Source organism: Bacillus horti (assembly GCF_030813115.1).
GTDB classification, from domain to species: domain Bacteria; phylum Bacillota; class Bacilli; order Caldalkalibacillales; family JCM-10596; genus Bacillus_CH; species Bacillus_CH horti.
Window position 1 is genome coordinate 1 of the sequence record NZ_JAUSTY010000010.1, and the last position, 24,437, is coordinate 24,437.

23 protein-coding genes are annotated in these 24,437 nt (G+C 40.3%); 22 read left to right on the forward strand and 1 reads right to left on the reverse strand.

The window, feature by feature from the left end:
• Positions 1-585 precede the first annotated feature (585 nt).
• The 3 genes from J2S11_RS12365 (at position 586) to J2S11_RS12375 (ending at position 4,873) form a co-directional block, all read left to right on the forward strand.
• Positions 586-1,749: an AimR family lysis-lysogeny pheromone receptor gene (locus J2S11_RS12365; protein ID WP_307394977.1), complete on the forward strand. Its 1,164-nt coding sequence runs from the start codon at positions 586-588 to the stop codon at positions 1,747-1,749.
• Between the two features lie 303 nt (positions 1,750-2,052).
• The gene (locus J2S11_RS12370; protein ID WP_307394980.1) at positions 2,053-4,215 is read left to right on the forward strand and encodes a transglycosylase domain-containing protein; all 2,163 of its coding nucleotides are present in this window, start codon (positions 2,053-2,055) and stop codon (positions 4,213-4,215) included.
• Positions 4,216-4,309: 94 nt separating this feature from the next.
• Positions 4,310-4,873: a DUF84 family protein gene (locus J2S11_RS12375; protein ID WP_307394982.1), complete on the forward strand. Its 564-nt coding sequence runs from the start codon at positions 4,310-4,312 to the stop codon at positions 4,871-4,873.
• Here J2S11_RS12375 and J2S11_RS12380 read toward each other — a convergent pair.
• Positions 4,852-5,298 (reverse strand): YtoQ family protein, encoded by a 447-nt coding sequence (locus J2S11_RS12380; RefSeq protein WP_307394984.1) that lies wholly within the window; start codon positions 5,296-5,298, stop codon positions 4,852-4,854. The genes J2S11_RS12375 and J2S11_RS12380 overlap by 22 nt on opposite strands.
• Before the next feature lie 424 nt (positions 5,299-5,722).
• Between J2S11_RS12380 and J2S11_RS12385 the strand changes: the two genes are divergently transcribed.
• The 19 genes from J2S11_RS12385 to J2S11_RS12475 all read left to right on the forward strand — a co-directional run bounded on the left by J2S11_RS12385 (position 5,723) and on the right by J2S11_RS12475 (position 24,413).
• A complete protein-coding gene (locus tag J2S11_RS12385; RefSeq protein ID WP_307394986.1) occupies positions 5,723-8,260 on the forward strand; it encodes a transglycosylase domain-containing protein in 2,538 nt (845 codons plus the stop codon).
• A gap of 741 nt (positions 8,261-9,001) precedes the next feature.
• On the forward strand, positions 9,002-12,016 hold the full coding sequence (locus tag J2S11_RS12390) for an efflux RND transporter permease subunit (protein ID WP_307394988.1): 3,015 nt from the start codon (positions 9,002-9,004) through the stop codon (positions 12,014-12,016).
• Between the two features lie 48 nt (positions 12,017-12,064).
• On the forward strand, positions 12,065-12,640 hold the full coding sequence (locus tag J2S11_RS12395) for a TetR/AcrR family transcriptional regulator (RefSeq protein ID WP_307394990.1): 576 nt from the start codon (positions 12,065-12,067) through the stop codon (positions 12,638-12,640).
• Between the two features lie 297 nt (positions 12,641-12,937).
• Positions 12,938-13,678: a toast rack family protein gene (locus tag J2S11_RS12400; protein WP_307394992.1), complete on the forward strand. Its 741-nt coding sequence runs from the start codon at positions 12,938-12,940 to the stop codon at positions 13,676-13,678.
• Positions 13,679-14,144: 466 nt separating this feature from the next.
• Entirely contained in the window at positions 14,145-14,732 is a 588-nt protein-coding gene (locus J2S11_RS12405; protein ID WP_307394994.1) for a sigma-70 RNA polymerase sigma factor region 4 domain-containing protein, read from the forward strand.
• 160 nt (positions 14,733-14,892) lie between these two features.
• Positions 14,893-15,183 (forward strand): sigma factor-like helix-turn-helix DNA-binding protein, encoded by a 291-nt coding sequence (locus tag J2S11_RS12410; RefSeq protein ID WP_307394996.1) that lies wholly within the window; start codon positions 14,893-14,895, stop codon positions 15,181-15,183.
• A 19-nt stretch (positions 15,184-15,202) separates the two neighbouring features.
• Positions 15,203-15,577: a hypothetical protein gene (locus J2S11_RS12415; RefSeq protein WP_307394998.1), complete on the forward strand. Its 375-nt coding sequence runs from the start codon at positions 15,203-15,205 to the stop codon at positions 15,575-15,577.
• Between the two features lie 129 nt (positions 15,578-15,706).
• On the forward strand, positions 15,707-16,183 hold the full coding sequence (locus J2S11_RS12420; protein ID WP_307395000.1) for a phage tail terminator family protein: 477 nt from the start codon (positions 15,707-15,709) through the stop codon (positions 16,181-16,183).
• Positions 16,176-16,406 (forward strand): hypothetical protein, encoded by a 231-nt coding sequence (locus tag J2S11_RS12425; protein WP_307395002.1) that lies wholly within the window; start codon positions 16,176-16,178, stop codon positions 16,404-16,406. Before J2S11_RS12420 ends, J2S11_RS12425 begins: the two co-directional genes overlap by 8 nt.
• Positions 16,407-17,723, forward strand: a complete 1,317-nt coding sequence (locus tag J2S11_RS12430; protein ID WP_307395004.1) for a phage tail sheath family protein — start codon at positions 16,407-16,409, stop codon at positions 17,721-17,723.
• Positions 17,724-17,738: 15 nt separating this feature from the next.
• Positions 17,739-18,200, forward strand: a complete 462-nt coding sequence (locus J2S11_RS12435) for a phage tail tube protein (protein ID WP_307395006.1) — start codon at positions 17,739-17,741, stop codon at positions 18,198-18,200.
• Between the two features lie 154 nt (positions 18,201-18,354).
• The gene (locus J2S11_RS12440; protein WP_307395008.1) at positions 18,355-18,777 is read left to right on the forward strand and encodes a phage tail assembly chaperone; all 423 of its coding nucleotides are present in this window, start codon (positions 18,355-18,357) and stop codon (positions 18,775-18,777) included.
• A gap of 23 nt (positions 18,778-18,800) precedes the next feature.
• Complete coding sequence (locus tag J2S11_RS12445; protein ID WP_307395010.1) at positions 18,801-18,938, forward strand: hypothetical protein; 138 nt, start codon at positions 18,801-18,803, stop codon at positions 18,936-18,938.
• Between the two features lie 70 nt (positions 18,939-19,008).
• Positions 19,009-20,880, forward strand: coding sequence for a phage tail tape measure protein (locus J2S11_RS12450; protein ID WP_307395012.1), 1,872 nt, complete (start codon positions 19,009-19,011; stop codon positions 20,878-20,880).
• A complete protein-coding gene (locus tag J2S11_RS12455; RefSeq protein ID WP_307395014.1) occupies positions 20,877-21,581 on the forward strand; it encodes a LysM peptidoglycan-binding domain-containing protein in 705 nt (234 codons plus the stop codon). Before J2S11_RS12450 ends, J2S11_RS12455 begins: the two co-directional genes overlap by 4 nt.
• Positions 21,574-22,545: an XkdQ/YqbQ family protein gene (locus J2S11_RS12460; protein ID WP_307395016.1), complete on the forward strand. Its 972-nt coding sequence runs from the start codon at positions 21,574-21,576 to the stop codon at positions 22,543-22,545. Before J2S11_RS12455 ends, J2S11_RS12460 begins: the two co-directional genes overlap by 8 nt.
• Positions 22,545-22,901 (forward strand): DUF2577 domain-containing protein, encoded by a 357-nt coding sequence (locus tag J2S11_RS12465; protein WP_307395018.1) that lies wholly within the window; start codon positions 22,545-22,547, stop codon positions 22,899-22,901. The genes J2S11_RS12460 and J2S11_RS12465 overlap by 1 nt, the downstream gene beginning before the upstream one ends.
• Complete coding sequence (locus J2S11_RS12470; protein WP_307395020.1) at positions 22,898-23,320, forward strand: DUF2634 domain-containing protein; 423 nt, start codon at positions 22,898-22,900, stop codon at positions 23,318-23,320. The genes J2S11_RS12465 and J2S11_RS12470 overlap by 4 nt, the downstream gene beginning before the upstream one ends.
• Positions 23,298-24,413, forward strand: coding sequence for a baseplate J/gp47 family protein (locus J2S11_RS12475; RefSeq protein ID WP_307395021.1), 1,116 nt, complete (start codon positions 23,298-23,300; stop codon positions 24,411-24,413). Before J2S11_RS12470 ends, J2S11_RS12475 begins: the two co-directional genes overlap by 23 nt.
• Positions 24,414-24,437: the final 24 nt, after the last annotated feature.

The following is a 24,437-nucleotide window of genomic DNA, read 5'->3' on the forward strand; positions in this document are numbered from 1 at the left end:
TGGCAGAAGTAAACTAAAGAAATTAGCATTGTAGGTAATTACGCAAGCCAAAGAAAGAAGAACATCGGAAAGCCGTATGAGGGAAAACTTCACGTACGGTTTGATGAGGAGGAGCTGGAATGAGTAAAGGCGACCTCACGGTCGCCAAGAAAATTTCAGTTCTTTACTCTACCAGAATTAATAAGTTTTGCAGGTAGATAGTATAAGAAAAACTAAGGCTTTTTCCAGGACCTGGCGATAAGCCAAGTTTTTCTAACAGTCTAAGAATTTATGAAATTTGATACAATGATTTCCTCAAGTTTTATAAATTCTGGCAGCATGTAAAAGCTTCCTCTAATGATGGACTAGACGACTTCTTTGAGAAGGCTTCGATAGAAGTTTTTCTAACATGAAAAAGGGAGTGAAATTACATTTAAATGGAGAACTATAGACATTATAGAAAAAATATGAAATTTCAGTAATTTAATTTTGCTAATTACCACAAATTTCATAATATTTTCTTGACTTCCTTTACTCTAATGAGGTAGCCTATTATAAATTAATTCACAATTTGTATGCAGAAGACGATGGAAGGCTGGGTGACATATGCTCCAAGAGAGAATACTACAATCCCTCTATAAAAAGAAATCAATTGATCAACGCAAGCTATCTCGCGTTGCTGGAGTGAATGATTCAACAATATCGAGATATCTAAATGGCTATGAGCAGCTCAATTTTGAATCTACTCTTAAAATCGTAAAGCACCTCTATCAAGATAAAGAAAAAGAGATTATGGAGGAATATGTCGTAACACAGAAATCAAGAAATGCAAGATATTCGATGGAATATTGCATCATGAATCAATTACCCGTTTTTTGTGATCAAATCCTCGAAAAGCTTTCTACCTCAAGTAATCCTATTGATAAAGAATGGGCTAGTATGTATAGTCTCATCCGCCTACGTCGCACAAAAAAGCTCAACCCATCAGAACTGCTAAAGCAGGTTGAAATCATAAATCCTAGAGAATTAGACATGCAGGTATTGAAGGGAATTTTAAAAGGCTATATATATTTCGATATGAAGGATTATTACTCAGTGGCTATGCATATTAGGGAAACGGAAGTTCTGCTTCAGGAGATGAAAGAAGGTTTCATTAAGGAAGCTTACCAAGTACGTTTTGGGCTAATTATGAACTATGTTTCCTTGTTCGCTAACGATGTGGAGAAGGCTAGATATTATAGCTCGCTAGTAATTGGACAGGATTATTTTGAGAGGTCGAAAGCTGTAGCTTATCATCATCTTGGTCATTCCTATTTATTTGAGGATTATGAGAAGTCCAAGCAATATTTTGATAAAGCGATTGAGCTGTTTAAGAAGTACAATCCGGAAGATGAGCGAATTAGAATAGCCCATTTCAATTTTGCGTTTCTTCAAACATACTGGGGAAAAAGACGGGAGTTCCCGCTCGATTTCAAAAATGATGCTGAAAAAAGTGATTATGTGTTTTATCTGATTCAAAGAGGAGAAACGAATAAAGCAAAGCAGCTTATTGATGAAATAGATTTTAATGAAATACCAGAATGGAATAAAGCGTTCTACTTATACTATCAAGGCTTGCTACACAAGGAAAGGGATTATTTTTATCAATCCATTGAGAGGTTTCGGAAAGCAGGAGATTACTTTCATCTTAAGCCAGCTGTTGAAGAGCTTCGTAAGCTTGGCGAAAGTGAGATCGCTTTAAGCATGCTCTCAACAAGGGAAAGGTTCTAGTCCACATATTAAGTCTGCCTACAGTCGAGGAGTTTCTTCGTATAGGCAGGCTTTTTTTGTAGGATAAAATTTATGGTTTCGTTAGCACTCGGTGATTATCATCAACGTTGATGAATGTCGAATGGTGCAACTTGATCATCAGTAAAACGTAAAAGAATAGTAGGTCCTGATATGAGTGAGTGAAGGGCTACTTGTGATATATAGGTTAAGATTAGACGTAGAAAGGGAATAAGGAACGAATAATAAAGAAATGAAATGAATAGTTCTCTAGCTTTTTATAGAAATTAAAGAAGAGGTAAAAGTATGGAAAAAGACATAACTGAAACGACATCAAAGCCTACTAATAAAAAACTTCGAGTGCTTAAGTTTGCCTTAGGCACATTTGCTATTCTTTTTGTACTAGTGACAATTGTGCTAGGAGCAACAGCTTGTACAATTGTACAGGGAGTGCAATTTGATGAATCTAAGCTCAAAATGATTGAAGCAAGTTCGATTTACGATCAAAATGGTGAGCAGGTTGCGGCATTGTTTACTGAAAATAGAACATATGTTTCCTATGAAGATATCCCTGAATTATTAATTGAGGCGTTTATTGCTGTGGAGGATCAGCGGTTTTATGAGCATGAGGGCATTGATTATCGCTCTATTGCTCGTGCTATTTATCGGGATATTAAGTCTGGCACAAAGGCCGAAGGTGGAAGTACGATCACCCAGCAGCTAGTAAAGAATGTGTTTCTGACACACGATAAGGATTGGATGAGAAAAGCAGAAGAAGTGGTTATCGCTCTGGAGCTTGAAAAGAAATATTCAAAGCAGGATATTCTCGAAATGTACTTAAATTATATTTACTTCGGACATGGTGCACATGGAATTGCAGCAGCCTCCCAGCAATATTTTGATAAAACGGTGGATGAGCTTGAGCTCCATGAAATAGCGATGCTTGCAGCCTTACCAAAAGCACCAGGGCATTTTTCCCCATTACTTGAAAGCAATCAGGAAAGAAGCGAGCAGCGCAGGGCACTAGTGCTGCGTTTAATGGCTGATCAAGGCAGAATTACAGAGGAAGAAAGAGAGCATGCCGTAGGGCAGCCTCTTGATCTTTCAGGAGGAGATCCTGTTGAGAATGAAGCACTGTGGACGTATATAGATATGGTTATGGATGAGGCACGAGACAGATATGGGATTAGTCATGAGGAGTTATATACAGGCGGCTATCAAATTTATACGGCTTTACAGACTGGTGCCCAAGAGGCCATGTATGATGCTCTCCGTTTGGACGGTGAGCTAGCGGAGAGATTCTTTCCTTTTTCCGGTCAAAATCAACATGTTCAGGGGAGTATGGTGATCATTGATCATCAAACTGGAGCTGTTACAGCAGCTATGGGAGGAAGGGATTACGTTAGAAGAGGCTTAAACAGGGTGGATAGAGAATCGAGACAGCCTGGTTCGACTTTTAAGCCTATTGTTGCTTACACTCCTGCTTTGGAGGCTGGTTTGCAGCCATATAGCTTAGTTTTGGATGAGTTGCAGACATATCCCGGAGATTATAGCCCACGCAATTACGATGGAGTATATAGAGGAAATGTAACGATGCTTGATGCTGTCAAGCACTCCTATAACGCTCCTGCTGTGTGGATGCTGAATGAAGTAGGTATTCAAGCTGGGATAGAGACAGCTGAACGATTTGGCTTTAACCATGTTGAACGGAAGCTAGGGGTAGCTTTAGGTGATACGAGAACAAGCCCGTTAAAGCTAGCATCAGCGTATGGGACATATGGGAATAATGGGGTTCAATCAGAGCCATATTTTATCGAAAAAATTACAGATCGTGAAGGACAGGTACTATTTGAGCATGAGCCACAGCAAAAGCGAATCGTAACGGAACAAACGGCTTGGTATATGACAAGTATGCTGCGTGAAGTTATTGCAGAGGGGACGGGTACAAGGGCCAGATTAAGTCAGCAGGAAATCGCAGGGAAAACTGGAACCACTCAAGGGCTGCATGGTGGCTCCGGTGTCAGAGATGCTTGGTTTGTTGGCTACACTCCACAATATGTGGCGGCTGTCTGGATGGGCTTTGACAGTCAAGAGGAAGCTCATGTGATGGAAACCTCGGGTGGGAATCATCCTGCGTTAATCTATCAATATGTAATGGAACAGGCACTAGCTGGCCAGCCAGTTTTAGCGTTTCAGAAGCCGGAGGGTGTTTTAGATCCTGTTCCAACAAGAGAGTCAATTCGTGAACAGAAGAAGAAAGAGAGAGAAGAGAAAAGAAAAGAACGTGAGCAGGAAAGAGAACGGAAAAAGCTAGAGCGGGAACAGAAGAAAGAAGAACGTAAGAAGGAAAGGGAAGAGAAGAAGAGACAGAAGGAAGAAGAGAAGAAACGTAAGCAGGAGGAAAAGAGAATGAAAGAGGAAGAGCAGAACAATGATGATGAAAGATGGTATGATTGGCTAAGAAGATAAAGAAAATACTTATAAATTGAGCTGGATGATAAGTAAGTAGAAAGTTATAAAATTACCTTTTAAGTGAAAAATGGATAGAAGGAAGGCTAGAAATATGCAAGAAGAAATCTATGTAGGTAGTCGAAATCAAGCTAAGCTTAAGGCAGTTGAGCTTGCTATACAGGAATTAAAGCAAAAGGGAGTGGATATGCCAACCTTTCAGGTTATCGGAGTAGATGTTCCGTCTGGTGTAGCCGCACAGCCTTACTCTGATGAGGAAACAATTTCAGGGGCTTTAAATCGTTGCTTGGAGCTGAAAAAGAACTATCCAGCTTCTCTATGTATTGGTCTAGAAGGAGGAGTACAGCGGAACCATGAGGGACTGTTCGTTTGTAACTGGGGTGTTCTGCTTGACGAGCACGGAAAGAAGTACGTAGCTTCAGGAGCAAGGGTTAAATTGCCTGAAGAAGTTGCAGAAGGCTTAGATAACGGTAAGGAATTAAGTGAAATGATGGAACTGTATAGTAAGAGGAAGGATATTCGTAGTAAAGAAGGAGCCATCGGTATCCTTACGGAAGGCTTACTCGATCGCTCCACTATGTTTGCTCAGGTTACACTCCTGCTCTTTGGGCAAAAGCTACATGCTCAAGACGGAGCTTATTCGGTAGCAAAAATGTAAGCTAGCGCTTCAATCGCTTGTTCTGGTGTTTGGACGACAACCTGTGCTTTGTTAGATAGTTCTTTAAGAGCGTGATGAAGCTCACCAGGGCGGATAAGAATTAGGGGCTTCCCTAACGTTATGGCTGCACTGGCATCCATCGCAGTATTCCATTGCTTATAGGATGTACCGAATAAAGCCACAACCACATCAGCTTTATTTAACAACACCTGTGTTCTCAGATTATTGATTTGAGATGCAGCTTCGTCTTTAAGAATAGGGTTTGGCTGTTCACCTAAAATCTCTTCTCCTATATCATCAGAACGATCATGGTTTTCCATGGGACCGACGAAATCGATAGGTAGATCATGAGAACGAGCGAGCTTTCTAAAGTCATTACGCCAGTCACTGTGAACGTGACCAGCTAGATATACGGTTAAACGCATGAAATCAGCCTCCAATTTATTAGGTTAGTGCCTATTTTAAGTGTTATTATATACCATACCCTTTTCAAAGCGTATAAAACGAGCTGAAAATATGGCGAAATAAGAACAATAACGAAGGGATATGCAACTTTTTGTAGCGTGCTCCGTTTATATACTGCGAGGGGAGTGATCCAGTCATCTCCCCACATAACCTATAGAGGAGACGAATGTAGGTGGTGTGTTTCGTCTTCTATATGCATTAAGATTTCCGTCAAAGGGGTATGCATAGTAGGTAAAACAAAAATTCCATGAGTGTAAGCAGGTGCAGATAGGATGGTTTGTGCTGGGGGGTCAACCATGATATCTAGCAGTCTGCACGAACAACAAGAGAAATTTAGGCGGGCTCAAGGAAATTTTTGCACTTTAAAGATATGGAGTTGAAGCTATGAGTAAGAAAAAGAAGAAGAAGATAAATATAAAGGTCGTTACGTTATCCGTTATCGGCGTCTTCTTTTTAGTAGGAATAGTGTTAGCTGCTTTTATGGGATTTATTTTAGTCCAAAATTATGAAATAGATGAAACAAAGCTAGAAATGATGGAAGCTACTATTTTGTTTGATCAACAAGGCAATGAGGCTACCAAGCTTTATACGCAAAATAGAGAGTATGTAAGTATTGATCAAATGCCGCAAGAGCTTTTAGACGCTTTTGTTACGATTGAAGATCAGAGGTTTTATGAGCATGGTGGTATTGATTTTAGAGCCATTGCTCGAGCATTATATAGAGATATTATCGCTAGAAGCTTTGTTGAAGGTGGAAGTACAATTACACAGCAGCTGGCAAAAAATGTGTTTCTATCACACGAAAAGAAGCTGCTTAGAAAAACAGAAGAGGTTCTTATTGCCATTAACCTAGAGAAGCAATATACCAAGGATGAAATCCTTGAGATGTATTTAAACTATATTTATTTTGGTCATGGAGCTCATGGTATTTCTGCCGCTGCTCAGGTCTATTTTAATAAAGAGGTGGAAGATCTAAATTTAACTGAAATAGGTTTACTAGCCGCCCTACCAAGAGGTCCGGGACTGTATTCACCTTTTATTGAAGGAAACGAAGAGAGAAGTGAACAGCGCCGAAAGCTAGTTATACGTGAAATGTATAATCAGGGGCGAATTTCAGAGGCAGATAGAGACGAAGCACTTGAAGCACCTTTAGAATTAACTGAAGTAAGCAATTCATCGAACCCAGCGATGGATACATTCATTGATATGGTCATTAGAGAAGCGCAAAATCGCCTAGATGTGACTCAAGACGACATTTTTACTGGTGGTTATAAAATCTATACCACTTTAGATATGAAAGCCCAGGAAGCGATGTACGAGGCAATCAACAAGGATAGTGCTGCCTCAGCTGAGCTTTTTCCTGAATCAAGTGCAGATCAAATAATTCAGGGAAGTATGGTCATCATGGATCATTCCACAGGTGGGGTTTCAGCGGTTATAGGTGGTCGTGATTATGTACGGACTGGAACTAACAGAGCAACGGCTAATGTTCGTTCTCCAGGTTCCACGTTTAAGCCTATTGCTGCTTACGCTCCTGCCTTAGAAATGGGCTGGAATCCGTATGATCTGATTGTGGATGAGCAAATGTCCTTTGGAAACTATTCACCTAGAAACTATGATAATGTCTATCGTGGAAGAGTAACGATGATTGACGCGATAAGACAGTCCTATAATATCCCTGCTGTATGGACACTTAATGAGATTGGGGTAGACCGAGGTGTTCAATCTGCTAATGATTTTGGAATTGAAAATTTAAATCGTGAGCTAGGGATCGCTCTAGGAGGAAGTGTTCAAACTAGTCCAATGGGAATGGCTACAGCGTTTGGTGTTTTTGCTAATGAAGGGGTTAAGATTGAGCCATACATGATTGAACGTATTGTTGACCGTAATGGTCGCGAGGTTTATACCAATCAGCTAAACCATACACAGGTTATATCTGCTCAATCGGCTTGGTATATGACGAAAATGCTACAACGAGTAGTGCAGGATGGAACAGGAACACGTGGGCAATTAAGCCATGATATTGCAGCCAAAACGGGAACGACTCAAGGAGCGTTTGGTAATGGTGGAGCTACGGATGCCTGGTTTGTAGGATATACCCCTAAGTATGTTGCTGCTGTTTGGATGGGGTATGATTCTGTAAGTGAAAATCATATCATGCAGACTTCAGGGGGGAATCATCCAGCACGTGTATTCAAATATGTAATGGATCGTGTATTAGAGGGGCAGGAGCCTCTTAGATTCCAGAGACCAGAGGGTGTTAGTGAGCTAGTTCCTCCAGTTCGTTTACAGCCAATTCAGGATTTACAGGCATTTTTAAATGTTACCTGGGATATGGAGGTTTCTGTAGATCTAGATTTCACACCAAATGAAGATGATCGTGTCGGCTACCGAATCTATCGTCTGACTCCTGGCACAGAAGATAGACAAATGCTTGCTGAGATTGGTAAAGGAGAGCTTGTCGATGGAAGACGTTGGTCAGATACGAACGTATCCTTTAATGACCTGCAAAACTATCAGGTGGTTCCATATAATATGGATACTGGACAAGAAGGAGACGCATCTAACGTAGCTTCTGTTCAAATTAATCCTGGACAGTTTGAAGGCAGAGAGGGAGTAGAGTACGATGATGACTTTGCGGAATGGCTTCAGGATCTAATTGATAGCTTTAATGGTGGCGGAAACAATGGTCAAGGGAATGATGAGGAAGAAGAGAACGAGGGTAACGAGAATGGTAACGGCAATGGAAACAATGGCAACGGAGATGGAAATGGTCCGCCAGATCATTCAAACGGAAACCCTGATAACGGTGATGGAGAGGAAACACCAGATGATCAAGAGGAAGAGCCAAGCAGTGGTGATGGCGAGCCTCCAGAGGGTGAAGAAGAGTCTGATGAAGAAGTTGACGGAAATAACGGTTAAATAGAGACAGACTATTGGAACTAACCCTATTGGAATTAACAATAAGTCTACAATGAGTAGGTATTAGAATTACATTAGGGTAAATATAAAGAGGGAGGCTGTCCTTATAAGTGAAATGATCTCCCCATATGGTAGACAGGTGAAATAGTAAAACCTGAAACCGTGAGGGGAGCATATCACAAGGAGATTTTTCTGTAGGGGATAGCCTCTTTTTTCTGTCTTCCACCTCTAACGGACATTTTTGACGCTTACAGCCTTAATTTCATCCGCTTGGAGCTCTAACGGACATTTGCGACACTTAGAATAAAAAATCATCGATTTTGGCTTCATTTTCAAAGCTAAGGTGCAGATATGTCCGTTAAAATCTACAGAGGTCATAAAAACACTTCTAAGGTGCAAATTTGACCGTTAGAACTTAAGTTCGTGTGGATGCGTGAAAAAGATGCCTGTCCACTCCATATTAATTGAGGGGGCTGTCTCAAAAGTCATGAATAATGAGGAGTTGAGACAGCACTTTAGATATTGGGCCATCCAGAGTTGTCTGGTTGGTCTTCTTTATTATCATTTTTAATGATTTTTGTTTTTTATATTTGTGGAGCATGAAAGTTTTGGGTTGACATGGAGGAAATAAGGGAAGTATAGTATCCATATACACAAATGACTAACCAGTCAGTCACCAAAGATTAGTATGACTGTCCAGTCAGTCATTTAAATTTAAATAGAAGAATGGAGGAAGAAGCATTGCTATCATTGACGAAATTTAGCTTAAAGAATCCTGCAGCTATTATTATTCTGTGTGTCTTATTAGCAGGCTTAGGTGTTTTTTCTTTTACAACATTAAAAACAGATTTATTACCGGACATTGAATTTCCAGAGCTTTCCGTTACTGTTGTATACCCGGGAGCATCCCCACAGGACGTGCAAGAGAAGATTACAGCTGTGCTTGAAGAGCAATTTGGAGCTGTAGAAGGTATTGAATCAGTAACAGGACAGTCTTTTGAAAGCTTGTCACGATTACAGCTTGCTTTTCCTCTTGATTCAGATATGGAAAAAGTAACTGTTCAGGTCAATGAGCTTATGAATGCTGCACAACTACCTGATAGTATCACAACAAGAGTCGATCAATTTTCCTTTGATGCCCTTCCAGTGATTAATCTTGCTTTGTTTTCTAAAGATCAGGGAACTGGAATAGAAGCATGGGCAGAAGAAGTACTACGACCTGAGCTTCAGCGTATTCAGGGAGTGAGCCAGGTTGCTCTCAGTGGAATGACCAATGCCTATCTTGATATGCAGGTCAATAAGGAGCTGGCCAATCAATTAGGTCTATCTCTTAGTCAGATTCAAGAAGTAATCGAAGCTGCTTTTTTCTCCTTCCCTGCAGGTTCAGTAGAGGAAGATAGCCTTCTGATTCCCATTCGACTAGAGCAAAAAATAGAAACATTAGATGAACTGAAGGCACTAACTGTACTCTCACCCGTTAGGAATGAAGGGGTAGCGTTAGATGAACTGGTTACTTTTAACGAGGTTACAGAGCAGAACGAGATTAGTCGCTACAATTTACAGGATGCATTATCCCTCTCCATTATTAAGAAACAGGATATCAATACCGTTCAAGTTGTGGAGCAGGTTCTAGAAACACTAAACTATTATGATGATACGATAGAATATGCAGTGTCCTTTGATCAGGCAGCGGGGATCAAGTCATCAATAAAAGGACTGATTGAAAAAGGACTATTTGGTGCACTTTTTGCTTCACTTGCTGTTTTGCTTTTTCTAAGAAATCTGAGAGCAACGATGATTGCAGTGCTATCGATACCCCTTTCCCTATTAATTGCTGCCATTTTTCTAAAGTGGTGGGGGGTCACACTAAATGTGATGAGCTTAGCTGGTATGACTGTAGCGGTAGGACGCGTAGTAGATGATAGTATTATCGTTATAGAAAATATCTATCGTAAAACAAAATTAGATCCTAATGGAGATAAAAAAGAGCATACCATATTAGGTACAAAAGAAATGTTAAATCCGATTATTTCCTCGACGCTTACGTCCATTGTGGTTTTCCTGCCTCTTGGTCTAGTAGGTGGTATTACAGGTGCGTTCTTTATGCCTTTTGCTTTAACTGTAGTTGTTGCGCTATTAGCTTCTTTGTTTGTGGCGATTACCTTAGTTCCAATATTAGCGAAGGTATCCTTTATTAAGCTGGAGGAGGATCATAAGGACGGCTGGATGGTTAGACTTTATGAAAAATTAATTAAGGGTGCGCTTAAGTATAAGGCTCTTGTCTGTATATTAGCTGTTCTCTTACTTATTCCTACACTGCTCTTAGCACAGAATTTAGGCTTTGTTTTCCTACCAAATGAAACACAGAAAATAGTAAAGGCAGATATTCAACTTCCTGCGTCTACTCCTGTTCAAGAAACGAATCAGGCGGTTCAAAGGCTAGAGGAATATGTGATAGCAAATAAAGAACGTTATCCAAATACGTTTATTTCAATTGGAAGCTATGACTATATGAGCGGTGTAACGCGTTCTAACCAAGCAGAGCTTCTCATTGAACTGGCCTCAGAGTCAAAGCTTGAGTTAGCTATAGAGGAGCTACAAGCTGAGTTCGAGAGGATTCTTGATGATGATAATGAAAATACTGTAGTGAACGTTCAGGAGCTACAAACGAATGGACCTCCAACGAATAATAATATAGATATCGATTTATTTTCAAACGATATGGATAAGCTTGCTGAAGCGGCACAAATGGTTGAAGAGCTTATGCTACAAAGAGATGACGTTAAATATGTCATAAATAATATGGAGGATAAGCAGCAGCAGTGGACGGTTCACCTTGATGCTCAGAGAATTAATGAACTAGGTGTTTCTCCATTTATGATTTTAGGTATGGTCAATGAACAGTTAGCTCCAATTGAGTTAGACTCGTATACATTAGATGGAACTGAGCAGAAGCTTCGTATCGCCTATGATAGAGCTTTAGAGGGCAAGGAGGAGCTGGAGAGCCTGAGGTTTTTCACTCAGGAGGGACTGGTCCAGTTAAATGATCTAGCAGAGGTTAGAGAGGAGCTTACCCCTACCTCTATTCAAAGCTTAAATCAGAGAACGTTTGCCCGTGTTTCCGCTCAAATCATCGGGGACGATCTCTTTGGAGTTTCTGGTGCAGTTTCGGAGGCTGTTCGTCAGCTCGACCTTCCGGAAGGAGTATCCTTAGAGTCAGGCGGAGGAAGTGATGAAACGCTACAAACCATACAGGATCTGATCGTTGCCATTACGATTGCTGTAGGTTTGGTGTATCTTACGATGCTAGTATTTTTCGGAAAAGCTAGGGTTCCATTTATCATTTTAACTTCCATATTGTTTGTCCCTATTGGCTCTATATTAGCCCTATTGCTTGTCAATGAGCCAATGTCCATGAGTGCGATGATCGGTTTGCTCATGCTTGTTGGAATTGTGGTGACAAACGCTATTGTGCTAGTTGATCGAATTAATCAAAATCGTGCTGCTGGTATGAGGATGAATGACGCGTTAGTGGAGGCTGGAAAAACAAGGCTACGTCCGATTTTAATGACGGCATTAGCTACTATTGCAGCACTTTTACCATTAGCTTTTGCTACACCAGAGGGTGGACTGATTTCTAAGGGACTTGCTTTAGTGGTAATCGGTGGCTTGACTACTTCAACCCTGCTAACTCTTATTTTTGTACCTGTTATCTATAGTCTTGCGTTTTATAAAGAATCAAAGCTTGAACGATAAATTAGAAGAGGGTATGATAATAACAACTGGAGTTAAGAGGGAAGGTCTATGAACACACAAGCTGGAGATAAAGTAAATCAAATCCTAGACGCTGCTTTTCAGGTGTTTGGCACCCAAGGCTTCTATGAGACAAAGATGTCGGAAATAGCCGAGCAGGCCGGTATTGCCAAAGGCACGATCTATTTATATTTTTCGAGCAAGGAAGAGCTATACAAGGCCATGACTGAACGGGATTTTCAAAGATATTTGGAGGAGCTACACAAGGTTGTTTCCTCAGAAGGGTCTTTTGAAGAGCTATTGACTCGTATTGGCAGACACCATTTTTATTATTATTTAGAACGCAAGGAATATACGAGAGTCTTTTTTCAATCTCCGAATAATGACCCTAATATGTGGAAAATGCTTCGAGCTTTTCTTCAAGAGTATGTTAGCTTGATTGAACAGCTTATGCAAAGGGAGAGGCTTCAAGCGCCACATGATTTGGCTCTCGTTTTCTCCGGGCTGCTTGATTCTTTTAAAATGGAGATATTACACTCACCTGAAATGGGTAAGGAACAAGTCGAGAAAAGAATTTCCTTTCTTGTTCAGCTCTTTTTAAAGGGGTGCTATGAGCTATCAGAATAAGGAAAGGCCGAACAGAATAACGTTATAATAAACGAATTAGAAGAGGTTACGCCTCTTCTTTTCTATTGTAATTTCTATTGTAATTTCTATTGTGAAAAATAAAAGTTGTCATGACTTATGTAATAGTGTATTATTTAAATAGAACACTAAAACTATATAACGCCGCTAAACTGATATTTTAACAAATGAGTTTTATGAAAATGTAAAACCTAAATCAAAGCACTTCCTATTGAATTGGGGGCATGTATCTAATTAGTTGGGGATAGGTGATGATTTTGGGGTACGGGAGGAAGAAAAATGATGATTCAAAGAAAATTAAGTGTTGGTATGGCTATGCTGTTTGTTGCTATAGTCTTGGTAGGGTGTACAACGACAAATATTACGAGTACGGGGGATGAGCAGACTGAGACCCACCAGCTTGAGAGGCTTGATAACGCCGTAGAAAAGGTTGACGTAGAGCTTGAGGTTGGAATAGGTGAGCTACACGTAGGCGCTACTTCAGAGTATTTTTTAGATGGGACATTTACTTCTGATCCAAAGCAGCTACTACCCGTTGTAAAAAGTGAGCAAAAGGGGAGTGGGCATAAGCTGTCGTTATCTCCTGAGAAATCGGTGAGTGTTTCTAATGTGAAAGGATTAAAAAATACTTGGAACATGCAATTACAGGAGAATCTTCCTTATTCCTTTGATGTTGATTTTGGTGTAGGGAAGGGAGAGCTTGATTTTTCAGGCTTTACTGAGTTACAGTCTGTTTATTTAGATCTTGGTGTTGGAGATGTAACAGCTGACTTTAGCGGAACTTATACGAGTCCAGTTGAAGTGAAGATGGATGCAGGTGTAGGAAAATCTACTGTGTATATTTCTGATGAGATAGGTGCTATTTTTAAGGTATCAAGTGGGATAGGAAGCTTTCAGCACAATCTCCAGTATAACGAGGAGTTAAAAGCGTATGTGAATGGTGCGTATGATGAAACAAAGCATAACATAACGTTTAAGGTTAATATGGGTGTTGGAATGGTTGAAGTGAAGGTAAAATAAGTACTTTTAAAAATAAACATTAATCAGTAGAAAATCGGTCTTTGGGGGCTTCAAGGCTTACTTGGCAATCGTGTTACCTCTTGGTGCAATTAGGCGATGGACCTAGCTGCATGGAGGGGATAGCATATGTTCAAGTAAGCTTTTTTGTTTGCTCAAAAATTCTAGTGAAATGAATAGATTTTAATTTGTAATAAAATTATACAAAAAATAGTTGAAAGACAAGAGATGCTTCCTATAATAGAAAAAACTTAAATTTAAGAAATGAGTTGATTAAGAGCAAACAATTAGGTAGAATAAGAACACCAGTTCCTTTTTGGGTTATTAAATTTTGTTAAAACTACTTTATAAAAAAGGCAAGAAATATGTGCGAAATGCAATGTCAGATTCGTATAAATGAATAGAAGGAGAATGAATTGAAGTAGATAAAACAGCAAAAATAGATAGATAAGAAGCTGGGGGTGATAATGTGGGGAAAGATGAGTTAAATAAGATGGTATTACGGTATCAGCGTACGGGAAGAGAGGACTTGTTTTTAGAGGTCTATCTGACTATAAGAAAGCAGTTTGATCCTTTTATGCACGTTACTGCAAAAAAATTAGGAACAGATTCGAACGAGATCCTTTCACTCGTTCATGAAACGATGCTAAGAACTGTCAATCAATACTCCGGGGATCATGACTTTGAGCACTTTTTTAATAAGAGCTTTAGAAATGCGAAAAGGGATTTTATACGGAAAAAGAAGAACAGGGAGCGCTATGAGCTTGTTAATTCGGATCTTATCAAAGAGAGTGGCAGAGCCTATTCCATTGTCGCGGAGGAAGATACCCCTATTTCTCTAGTCAAGGAGCAAAGAAAGATTATTTCATTTTTAATAGAACGTGTTGAAGAGCCTACAACACGAAGCATTATTCACTTTTTTCCACAATATGATTCAGTCACTGCATTAGGTAGAGCATTAGGTTTACATCATGAGACGATTAAAAGGAAGCTACGACGTCTATCGCAGGGCTACGACGAGAACAGATTTGGGAAAATTACTGATTATTTATCATAGTAGGGAAGAAAACCAACGGCGAAGAGCCTTTTTATTTCGCTCCAAAAACGAACATACGTTCCTTTTTGGTTAGAGAGTATCTACTTTTGGAGGGGGAATACCAATAGCAACCAACAAGCAAGAAGACACACAGGTGGATTTTCAGGAGTACACATGGCCTTTGACTACGCCAAAAAAAGTCTACGCCTTATTAAAGGACAAGCATCATATAGCAGCTCGACGATATACAGGAGATTATACAGCATCAGATATACTCCTTGATTTAGATTATGCCATATCACTAGCTAACCTTACCCAAAGGCAAAAGGAACTGCTTGAATATCTGTTTGAGATGGATTTTACCCAAGAGGAAACAGCAGTAAAGCTCGGTGTTAGACAGCATACTGTAAGTGCAAACCTACAGGCAGCTTTGAAGAAAATCGCTGCTGTATATAGCAGTTGGTTTGAATAGACGTGAGGGGAGAATTGTGATGAAGATGGAAGTGAATCATTTTAATAGAAAAGAAGATGTAAGCCAAATGGAAGACCCATATGTTCAACCTATTTATCAGGCCCTGAATCAAACAGACAAGCCAAAGGAACAGCGTGAAGAATTTGTTAAAGAATGGCTTCAGCATTATGATACAGCTACTGGTTCAAAACCAAAATCATTTCATTTGCAGCTGCTAGCAGACGTTATGCTACAGGATGAGCTGAAGGATCGTAATTGCTATAAGATGACACATAATGAATATCCAATCTTAAGCCGTTGGCAGCAGCAATATCGCTATCGCAAGGAGTACTCTATCAAGCTGGCAGAGGAATATGCAGCGGACGGGAAATGGTACAAAAAAAATATTTCGTAGATGTCGATATTTTAATGCTTGTCGCGCCTACACATTATGAAGAGGTTTTATGAGGAGAGCAAAAGATGACTAATGAGCATCCTTTAATAAAGCCTCTTTTAATTTTGCTTTGAAGGGGGGAAGCCCAAGATGGAAAAGATGGACGAGGAACAACTCCTTCAATCCGAAGGTGGGGTCCAAGCAATCATTGACCATGTAGCTGCTACCCTACGCAGGCACTTTCCCGATCTTGCTGTATTGGAGGATGAGCCTGATGAGGATGCTCCTGAAGGCGTCCCTGCAACTCCATACTTTCTCGTGCTGTTAGACAAGGTAACGCATACTCAGGAATTAGGTCACCGTTACTTTCGTCAACACAACGTGCTGCTTCAGTACGTCAAGTCGGAAGCAAAGAATCGTGACTTGCATCAGATGGCCGAGAAATTATACGACTATATGGAGACCATTTCAGCGGGGGCAGATCAGTACAAGGGAAGCTCCATGGAGCATGAAGTGAAGGAAGGGGTCCTACACTTTTCAGTAGAGTACAGCTCGTATGTTGTACGTCAAAGAGAGCCAGTACCAAAAATGCAGCAGATTGAACAGGAGGGATATGTGCATGGCTAGAAAGGCAGTGAAAGAAAAAAAACTAGTGGAGAAGAAGCCGGAATCAGCAGCTAAGCAGGAGCGAAAAAAGGCTAGTGAGTATTCGAAGCAGCAGTTTTTAGAATCCACTCAGTTTACACAGCACAAGGATCTACTAGGAGCTTTGCTTGAAGAAGGCAAGTCCTACCGTGTAGCACAGGTGCAGCAAATGATAACAAGCTTTTTAAAGAAGGAGGCTAATTAAATGTCAGCAGGAACATGGACAACTCAAAATAAAGTACGCCCAGGTGCGTATGTTAATTTCAAAAGTGAAGCAAGACCTTTAGGAGCTGTAGGAGATCGAGGGACAGTAACGATGGCGCTACCATTAAGCTGGGGAGCAGCTAAATCGGTCACTGCGATTGAAGCAGGGGATGATACACGTAGCACTCTAGGCTATGACCTTACTAGCCCGGAGCTTCTAGTTGTACGAGAAGCACTAAAACGAGCTAAAACAGTCTTATTATACCGTCTAAACACAGGCACACCTGCTACAGCAACAGTTGGTGAGCTTACAGCTACAGCTAAGTTTGGTGGGCTACGAGGAAACGATGTAAGCATCGTAATCAATGAAAGCTTAGATGAAGAAGACCGCTTTGATGTGCAGACCTTAGTAGCTGGAGAGGTAGTAGATGTGCAAACTGTAGGACAGATTGAACAGCTAGCTGCGAACGATTGGGTCGTATTTAGTGGTACTGGTGAGCTGGAAGAAACGGCTGGTGTTCCTCTGTCTGGTGGGGCAAACGGCACAGTTACCAATCAGGATTATGTGGATTATTTAGCAGCTATTGAGGTTCATGAGTTTGAAACTGTGGCTCTTACGTCAACGGACAATGCTTTAAAGGAAACATTTGTCTCCTTCTGTAAGCGTCTGAGAGAAGACGAAGGAAAGAAAATTCAAATTGTAGTGGAAAACTATCCTTTAGCCGATTATGAGGGTGTTATTAGTGTTCGTAACGGTGTTGTGTTAGCTGATGGAACTGAGCTTACAGCAGCTCAAGCTACAGCATGGGTAGCGGGTGCTTCCGCGGGTGCACAGGTAAATGAATCCCTAACTCATACGGCGTATGATGGAGCGGTGGATGTGCTGCCTAAGCATACAAATACGCAAATTATCCAAGCGCTTCAGCAAGGAGAGTTTATCTTTACTCACCGTAATGGTAGAGCGATTGTTGAACAGGATATTAACTCGTTGCATTCCTTTACTCCAGCTAAAAATAAGGAGTTCTCTAAGAACCGTGTTGTGCGTGTGCTAGACGGAATTAATCAGGACTTTGTACGTATTTTTAGTGACTTTTATATCGGAAAAGTGGATAACAATGAGGATGGACGTAGCTTATTGCAGAATGAATGCGTCAATTACTTAAATATCTTGCAAAACATGAATGCAATTCAAAACTTTGCTTCACAGACGGATATCAGTGTTGTACAAGGTGCAGATATCGACAGCGTATATATTGAGACATATGTGCAGCCAGTGGATGCAATTGAAAAAATCTACGTCCAAGTGACAGTACGATAAGGAGAGTGAACAAATATGGCATTTTTGAGAGAACAGGATACGATCAGTGGTAAGCATGCCAAGGCGTATGCGACGATTAATGGGACACAGCATGAATTATTTTATGCGAAATCTTTAGAAACAACTATTGAGAAAAACAAAGCGGATGTGCCTGTTTTAGGGAAAACAAACGTTGGTAAAAAGGCAGCGGGCTGGAGTGGTACAGGAACTCTCACGATCTATTATATTTCGTCTTTATTCCGGGACCTTACGCTTGAATATATCCAATCGGGCAAGGATTTTTACTTTGACTTAATGATCGTCAATGAGGATCCAGCTTCACGTGCTGGTAAACAAACCGTTGTTTTGAAGAACTGTAATCTAGATAGTGTCATTGCAGCTAAGTTTGACGCTACCTCAGACGACATGCTGGAGGAAGAGCTATCCTTTACGTTTGATGATTACTCTATTCCTACTAAATTTTCACCTGTTGTTTAAGAGATAACTAACCGTTCATACAGTTATGGATAACGTCTAGTATAGAATGATCTACCACAACTATTAAACAGATAGCTACTAAATGAAACTCTCATTCTAGTAGCTATCTTTATCTATATAAAAAATGCACACATATTAGAGGAGGCTTCAACCTATGAGTGAATTACAAGCTTTTTTTGCCCAGAACGTAAAGGCAGATGTTACAGAGAATTTTATTGTATCCGAGCGTTTTAAAGGACAGGATGGTAAACCTATTCCGTGGAAGCTTCGGACAATGACAGAAGCAGAGAATGAGGAGATCAGAAAGTCTGCGACAACCCGTGTTAAGCAAAAGAGAGGCACGTATGCAGCTGAAACGAATCATAACGAATATATGGTTAAGCTTGTCGTTGCAAGTGTGGTCCATCCCGATTTGAAAAACGCTGAGCTACAAAAATCCTACGGTGTCATGGGAGCAGATATGCTACTCAAGGAAATGCTATTCCCTGGGGAATATGGCAAGCTAGCAGGAAAAGTAGTAGAAATGAACGGCTTCGATGAGGACATTAATGACTTAATGGACGAAGCAAAAAACTAATCAAGGAGGGTGACGGCGAAACGATGTACGCCTATTACGCCCTCCACGAGTTAAAAATCTTACCACACGATCTCGCCAATATGTCCATGCGACAAAAGGCTATGATTTTCGCCATGATTGAAGAGCGGGTGCGGGAGGAGAAGCGGAAGATGAAGAAATAAATAAGAGATTTGTTGCTTGGTGAATTCTGTTAAAAAACTCCTATATTTAATGTAGAAAGGAGGAGGTAGTTTGGCAGAGGAAAGTAATGACCAAGTAAAGGCAGCGGAAAAAGAGAGTAGTGACTTTATAAAAGCTTTAAAGAAAATTCATAAGGCAAGTAATATCATTGAGAAAGTACAAAAAAATGTATTTGTAAAAGCCACAACAAAAATTTTTACTGGTACCGTTCAAGCCGTAGATAGTGTTGTTCAAGCTGCTAATCAGAGAATCAACGCTGAACAAAGATTAGCGTCTGTGATGAGTAGAAACAGAGGAGTAACTAGTGAAGGGATTCAACTTGTATCGGATTACGCCCAAGAGTTAACAAAAACAACAGCTATAGCATCAAATGTTGGGTTGACAGGTTTTTCCCAATTAGCTACTCACGTTGAAGAACCCCAAAATCTGAAGGATTTAGGTGACTCATTATACAATCTTGCAACTAAGATGCATGGCACGGAAGTTAGTGCTGAAAACATGACTAAGGTTGCAGATATTATGGGTGAAGCTTTGAGTGGTAAAACAGATGCATTAACTAAAAATGGATTTGTGCTTACTGAGCAACAGGAAAATATCTTTAAATATGGTACGGAGTTAGAAAAAACAACTGAGTTAATAGGTTTAATTGAAGGAGAAATTGGAGGATTGGCTGAAGCAATGGCTAATACACCTGAAGGTCAAATACAACAAATGAAGAACTCATGGAATGACGTGATGGAGGTCATTGGTTTTGGATTAATCCCAGTGATATTAGAATTTGTAAATCTAATTAATGAAAATATGCCTATTATAGAAGAAATATTTATGAACGTATTTTACGTTGTATTCGGCTTATTAGAACATCTTACTACTATTGTCGGGGATACAGTTTCGTTTTTCGTTGATAACTGGTCAATGATTTCGCCAGTTATTTGGGGTGTAGTTGCAGCTTTAGGAGCATTTCTCCTAATGGCATATGGTGCGACTATTGCTACGAAAATGTGGACAGTAGTTACAAAAGCTTTAACAGTAGCTAAAGCAGCATTTCATGCTGTTATGAAGCTAAATCCATTTGTTTTTATTATTTCCCTAATTGTCGGGCTTATTGTCTATCTTCTTCGACTGTGGCAGACAAAAGATCAATTTGCTGAAGCAATTATGAAAGCTTGGATTGCCATTCAAAACTTTTTTGATCAAGTACCTATCTTTTTTGTGAAAGTTTGGAATGGAATTGTAAATGGAATTATGGATATGAGAGTAAGTGTACTAGAGGAATTCGATAAGTTAATTAACGGAGTTATTTCAGGGATAAACTGGTTGATGGAGAAATCAAATCAATATCTAGGTACTAGTTTTGAGATGATAGGAACTGTCGACTTTGCCACTAAAGAAGCAGCTAAGGCTGAGGTTTTGAGAAGACGTGGCGAAGAAAAAGTGAATGATATGACTGAGAAAGCTGCTCAAAAAGCGTTACAAAGAGATCACAACCTTATAGATATGTTCGAGAAGAGAGCTGAAAACAGAGCTAAGAAAGCGGCTGAAAAAGAAGAACGTTTTTCAATGCCAAATCTTAGTGAGGTTTTTGGCACTGCCTCATCAGGAATAACTATAGAAAATCCAGGTGGTTTTGATTCAACTGGATTCGATTCACCAGTTACAGACGATTTAGTCGGAGACATAGGCAAAGTAGGAGAGGTAGGAAAGATAAGAGACTCCGTAGATGTATCAAGTGAGGACATCAAAATGATGCGTGAGCTAGCTGAAATGAAAAACATCCAGAACTTTGTGTCGCTGACTCCAAGTGTGAGTGTACAGACCGGAGATATTACTAGCGGGCATGACATAGATACAATTATTAATCGCATTACAAACACATTAGAAACACAAATCGCCTCTGGTGCTAAAGGAGTGTGGAAGGTGTGAGTGAATACGGCATTTGGTTAAGCTTTAATAATCAGGAGGAAGGTTTTCCACTACCTATTAATCCCGACTCTATTGAAATCAGCACAGGGGGTAGAGGGACAACCTATGATATATCTGCTTTAGGAGAAATCAATGTCATCAAAGATCCTACTTTAACGGAGTATTCATTTTCAGGTATATTCCCTGCGGATGATCATGCCTATCCGTTTATTACGGCTAAATACCGAAGAACAACATCAAAATATATAGAGCTTATTGAAGAATGGATGAAATCTAATCGTCCTATTCGCTTTGTGTTTACAGGAAAGTCCTTTGATATAAACATGCCTGCAAGCATAGAGAGCTTTCAATATAAAGAGGTTGCTGGAAGTGGAGGAGATCTTGAATACTCCTTAAAGCTGAAAAAGTATGTCTTTTATGCTGCTAAAAAAGCGACTGTTGTATCTCCGTCTACAGGAACCTCAGCTCCAGTACTTCAAAAGGAAAAAGAGCCTCGGCCGAATGAAAACGCTCAGCCGAAAACGTATACGTTAGCTGCTGGAGATTCTTTATGGGCTGTAGCACAAAAGGTTTTAGGGAATGGAGCAAGGTGGCCTGAAATCCAACAGCTAAATGGAATCACTGATGCCGAAATCAAGCGGTTGCCCATAGGAAAGATACTTAAGTTACCTGACACCAAAGGTGGCGCTGCCCATGCTTGAAGTACTTTTAGATAATAAGGATGGGAAGGTATGGGATATCTCTGGGATTGTTACCGATGTGAATTGGAAGACCAATCGTTTGGGACAGCCGGGAAGCTTAAACTTTGCTTTGATAAAAGGTGCTAAGCATTATCAGTCTAAGGATTTTAAGTATGCAAATGGAGATATTGTACGAGTAAAGTATAAGGATCACAATATGTTTTACGGCTACATTTTTAACATTGAAAGTAGTTTAGATGAGAATGTTAAGATCTTAGCATATGATCAGCTTCGGTATCTCAAGAATTCGGATATGTATACTTTTTCTAACGTTACGGCTACAGAGATTATTCAAAAAATAGCTAGCGACTATAGCTTACAAACTGGTAGATTAGACGACAGTGGCTACCGCATACCTAGTATGGTAGAAGACGGTACAAGTCTCATCGATGTGATCGACAAAGCCATCGTGTATACCCTTTGGCACACGAATCAGCACTTTGTGCTTTTTGACGATTTTGGCTCCCTTTCCTTGAGGAATGTTGAGGATATGTTAGTAGATTTTTATATCGGTGATTGGAGCTTGCTCTACGATTTTAAATCAACTGTATCCATTGATAGTGATACGTATAACCAGATTAAACTGTATAAGGATGATCAGGAGACAGGCGAACGTAAGTTATATAAGGCTGAAGACAGTGTCAACATTGCAAAATGGGGAATGCTACAACTCTATCAAAGTGTGGATGAGGATAAAAATGAGGCTCAGATTGGAGAGCTGTTAGATCAATTGTCTACACTTAAAAATAGGGAGACCAAAACGATGAAAGTAGAGGCAATAGGGGATATTCGTGTGCGAGCAGGATGCTACGTCCCTATTGTTATTGAGCAGTATGGGATTAATCAGCCCTTTCTTGTGAATGAGTGCCAGCATCGCATTGATGGAGCTGGGCATACAATGTCCTTGGAATTGAAGGTGATATAATGGCCAATTTATTAGAAATGATTAAACAAGCGGGATTAGACGCAATGGAAGCCTCTAATCCTCTGCATATTTTATATGGCAAAGTGCTAAAAAATAATCCGCTGGAGGTTAACGTTGACCAACGTTTTACACTCTCATCGGATTTTTTAATTGTTCCAGAGCATCTCACTCGGTATGAGGTAGATTTGACACATCAGCATGAGGTGATCGTTGATGGTGTGAATGTCACTACGAGGAACGCTTTGCCAGAGAAGTTGGTAATTAGAGAGGGACTTTCTGAAGGGGATCCGATTATTCTCCTTCGTGTCCAAGGCGGTCAAAAATACCTCATTATGGATAAGGTGGCGAGCGGATGATACCGGCAGGTGGTCAATTGAGGAATGCGCAGCTACAAGAGATAGAGCAGCCATCATTAACGTGGAAGCTAGATTTAGCTGCAAAGAAAATAACAGGTCGAACAGATAACCTAGATGCTATTAAGCAGGCTGTCTTTAAAGTTTTGCAAACAAGGCGTTTTGAGCATTTGATCTACAGTTCCGATTATGGACATGAGCTAGATTTATTAATTGGAGACTCTCCTCTCCTTGTTCAATCGGAAATGAATAGGTTACTTAGAGAGGCTATAGAGCAGGATGATCGAATCGAAAGTGTAGAAAATGTACAGACGAGTGTTCAGGGAGAAAATGTTACTGTGCGATGCACAGTAGTAACTCAATACGGAGACTTTGATATTGAACAGGAGGTGGAAAGGAATGTATCAGCATCTCACCTATGATTTTATTCTAAATCGTATGCTTGGAAGAGTGCCTAATAATATTGATAAAAGAGAAGGTTCAATTATCTATGACGCATTAGCTCCCGCGGCAGCAGAATTATCTCAAATGTATATTGAGCTTGATCTTAATGCAACGCTTTCTTTTGCAGATACGGCTACAGGTGAATTTTTGGAGAAGCGAACGGCTGAGTTTGGGATTAATCGTAAGCCTGCCACCAGAGCTAGGCGGAAGGGATTATTCTATGGAAACGGAAACGAGCCTATTGCCGTTCCAATTGGGAGTCGCTTCTCCATTGAGGATCAGAGCTTTAGAGTCGTTACTCAATTGTCGCTTGGACAATACGAGCTTGAAGGTGAAAGCACAGGAATTGTGGGTAATCAGCAGTTTGGCGCTCTTTTACCGATTACCTTTATTCAAGGTCTTGTCCGTGCAGAGCTTACGGATATTTTAGTTCCTGGGGAAGACGCTGAAAGTGATGAGTCGTTACGTCAGCGCTTTTATGACACTGTTAATGAGCAGCCTTTTGGTGGGAACATTGCAGACTATAATCAGAAAATCAATTCCATTCAGGGAGTAGGAGGAGTAAAGGTGTTCCCTACATGGCAAGGAGGCGGTACAGTTCGATGTACCATCATTGCCAGTGACTTTTCCAAACCTACTAATGATCTAATAGATGAAGTGCAAACGATTATAGACCCTGAAATCAACAGTGGGCAAGGAAATGGATTTGCTCCTATTGGACACTCTGTCACTATAGCTGGAGTAGATGATGTAACGATAGATATTGAAACCACAGTCATTTTAGCAGATGAAATGACAGTAGGACAAGTACAGGCAGATATTGAGAATGCTATTGAGGAATATCTACTTACTCTCCGTAGGTCTTGGAAGGATGAAGATCGCCTTATCGTTCGTACGGCTCAGATCGAATCACGTATTCTAACTGTATCTGGTGTAGTTGATGTTTCTGAAACCCGCTTAAATGGATCAGCAGCTAATGTTGAACTCCCTGAAGAGCAGATTCCTGTTCGAGGGCAGGTTTTGATTAATGGTGATGTTGAGAGTCTTGAGCAGGTAGAGGCTGAAGAATGAGGAGAAACTACTTGGAGTTATCAA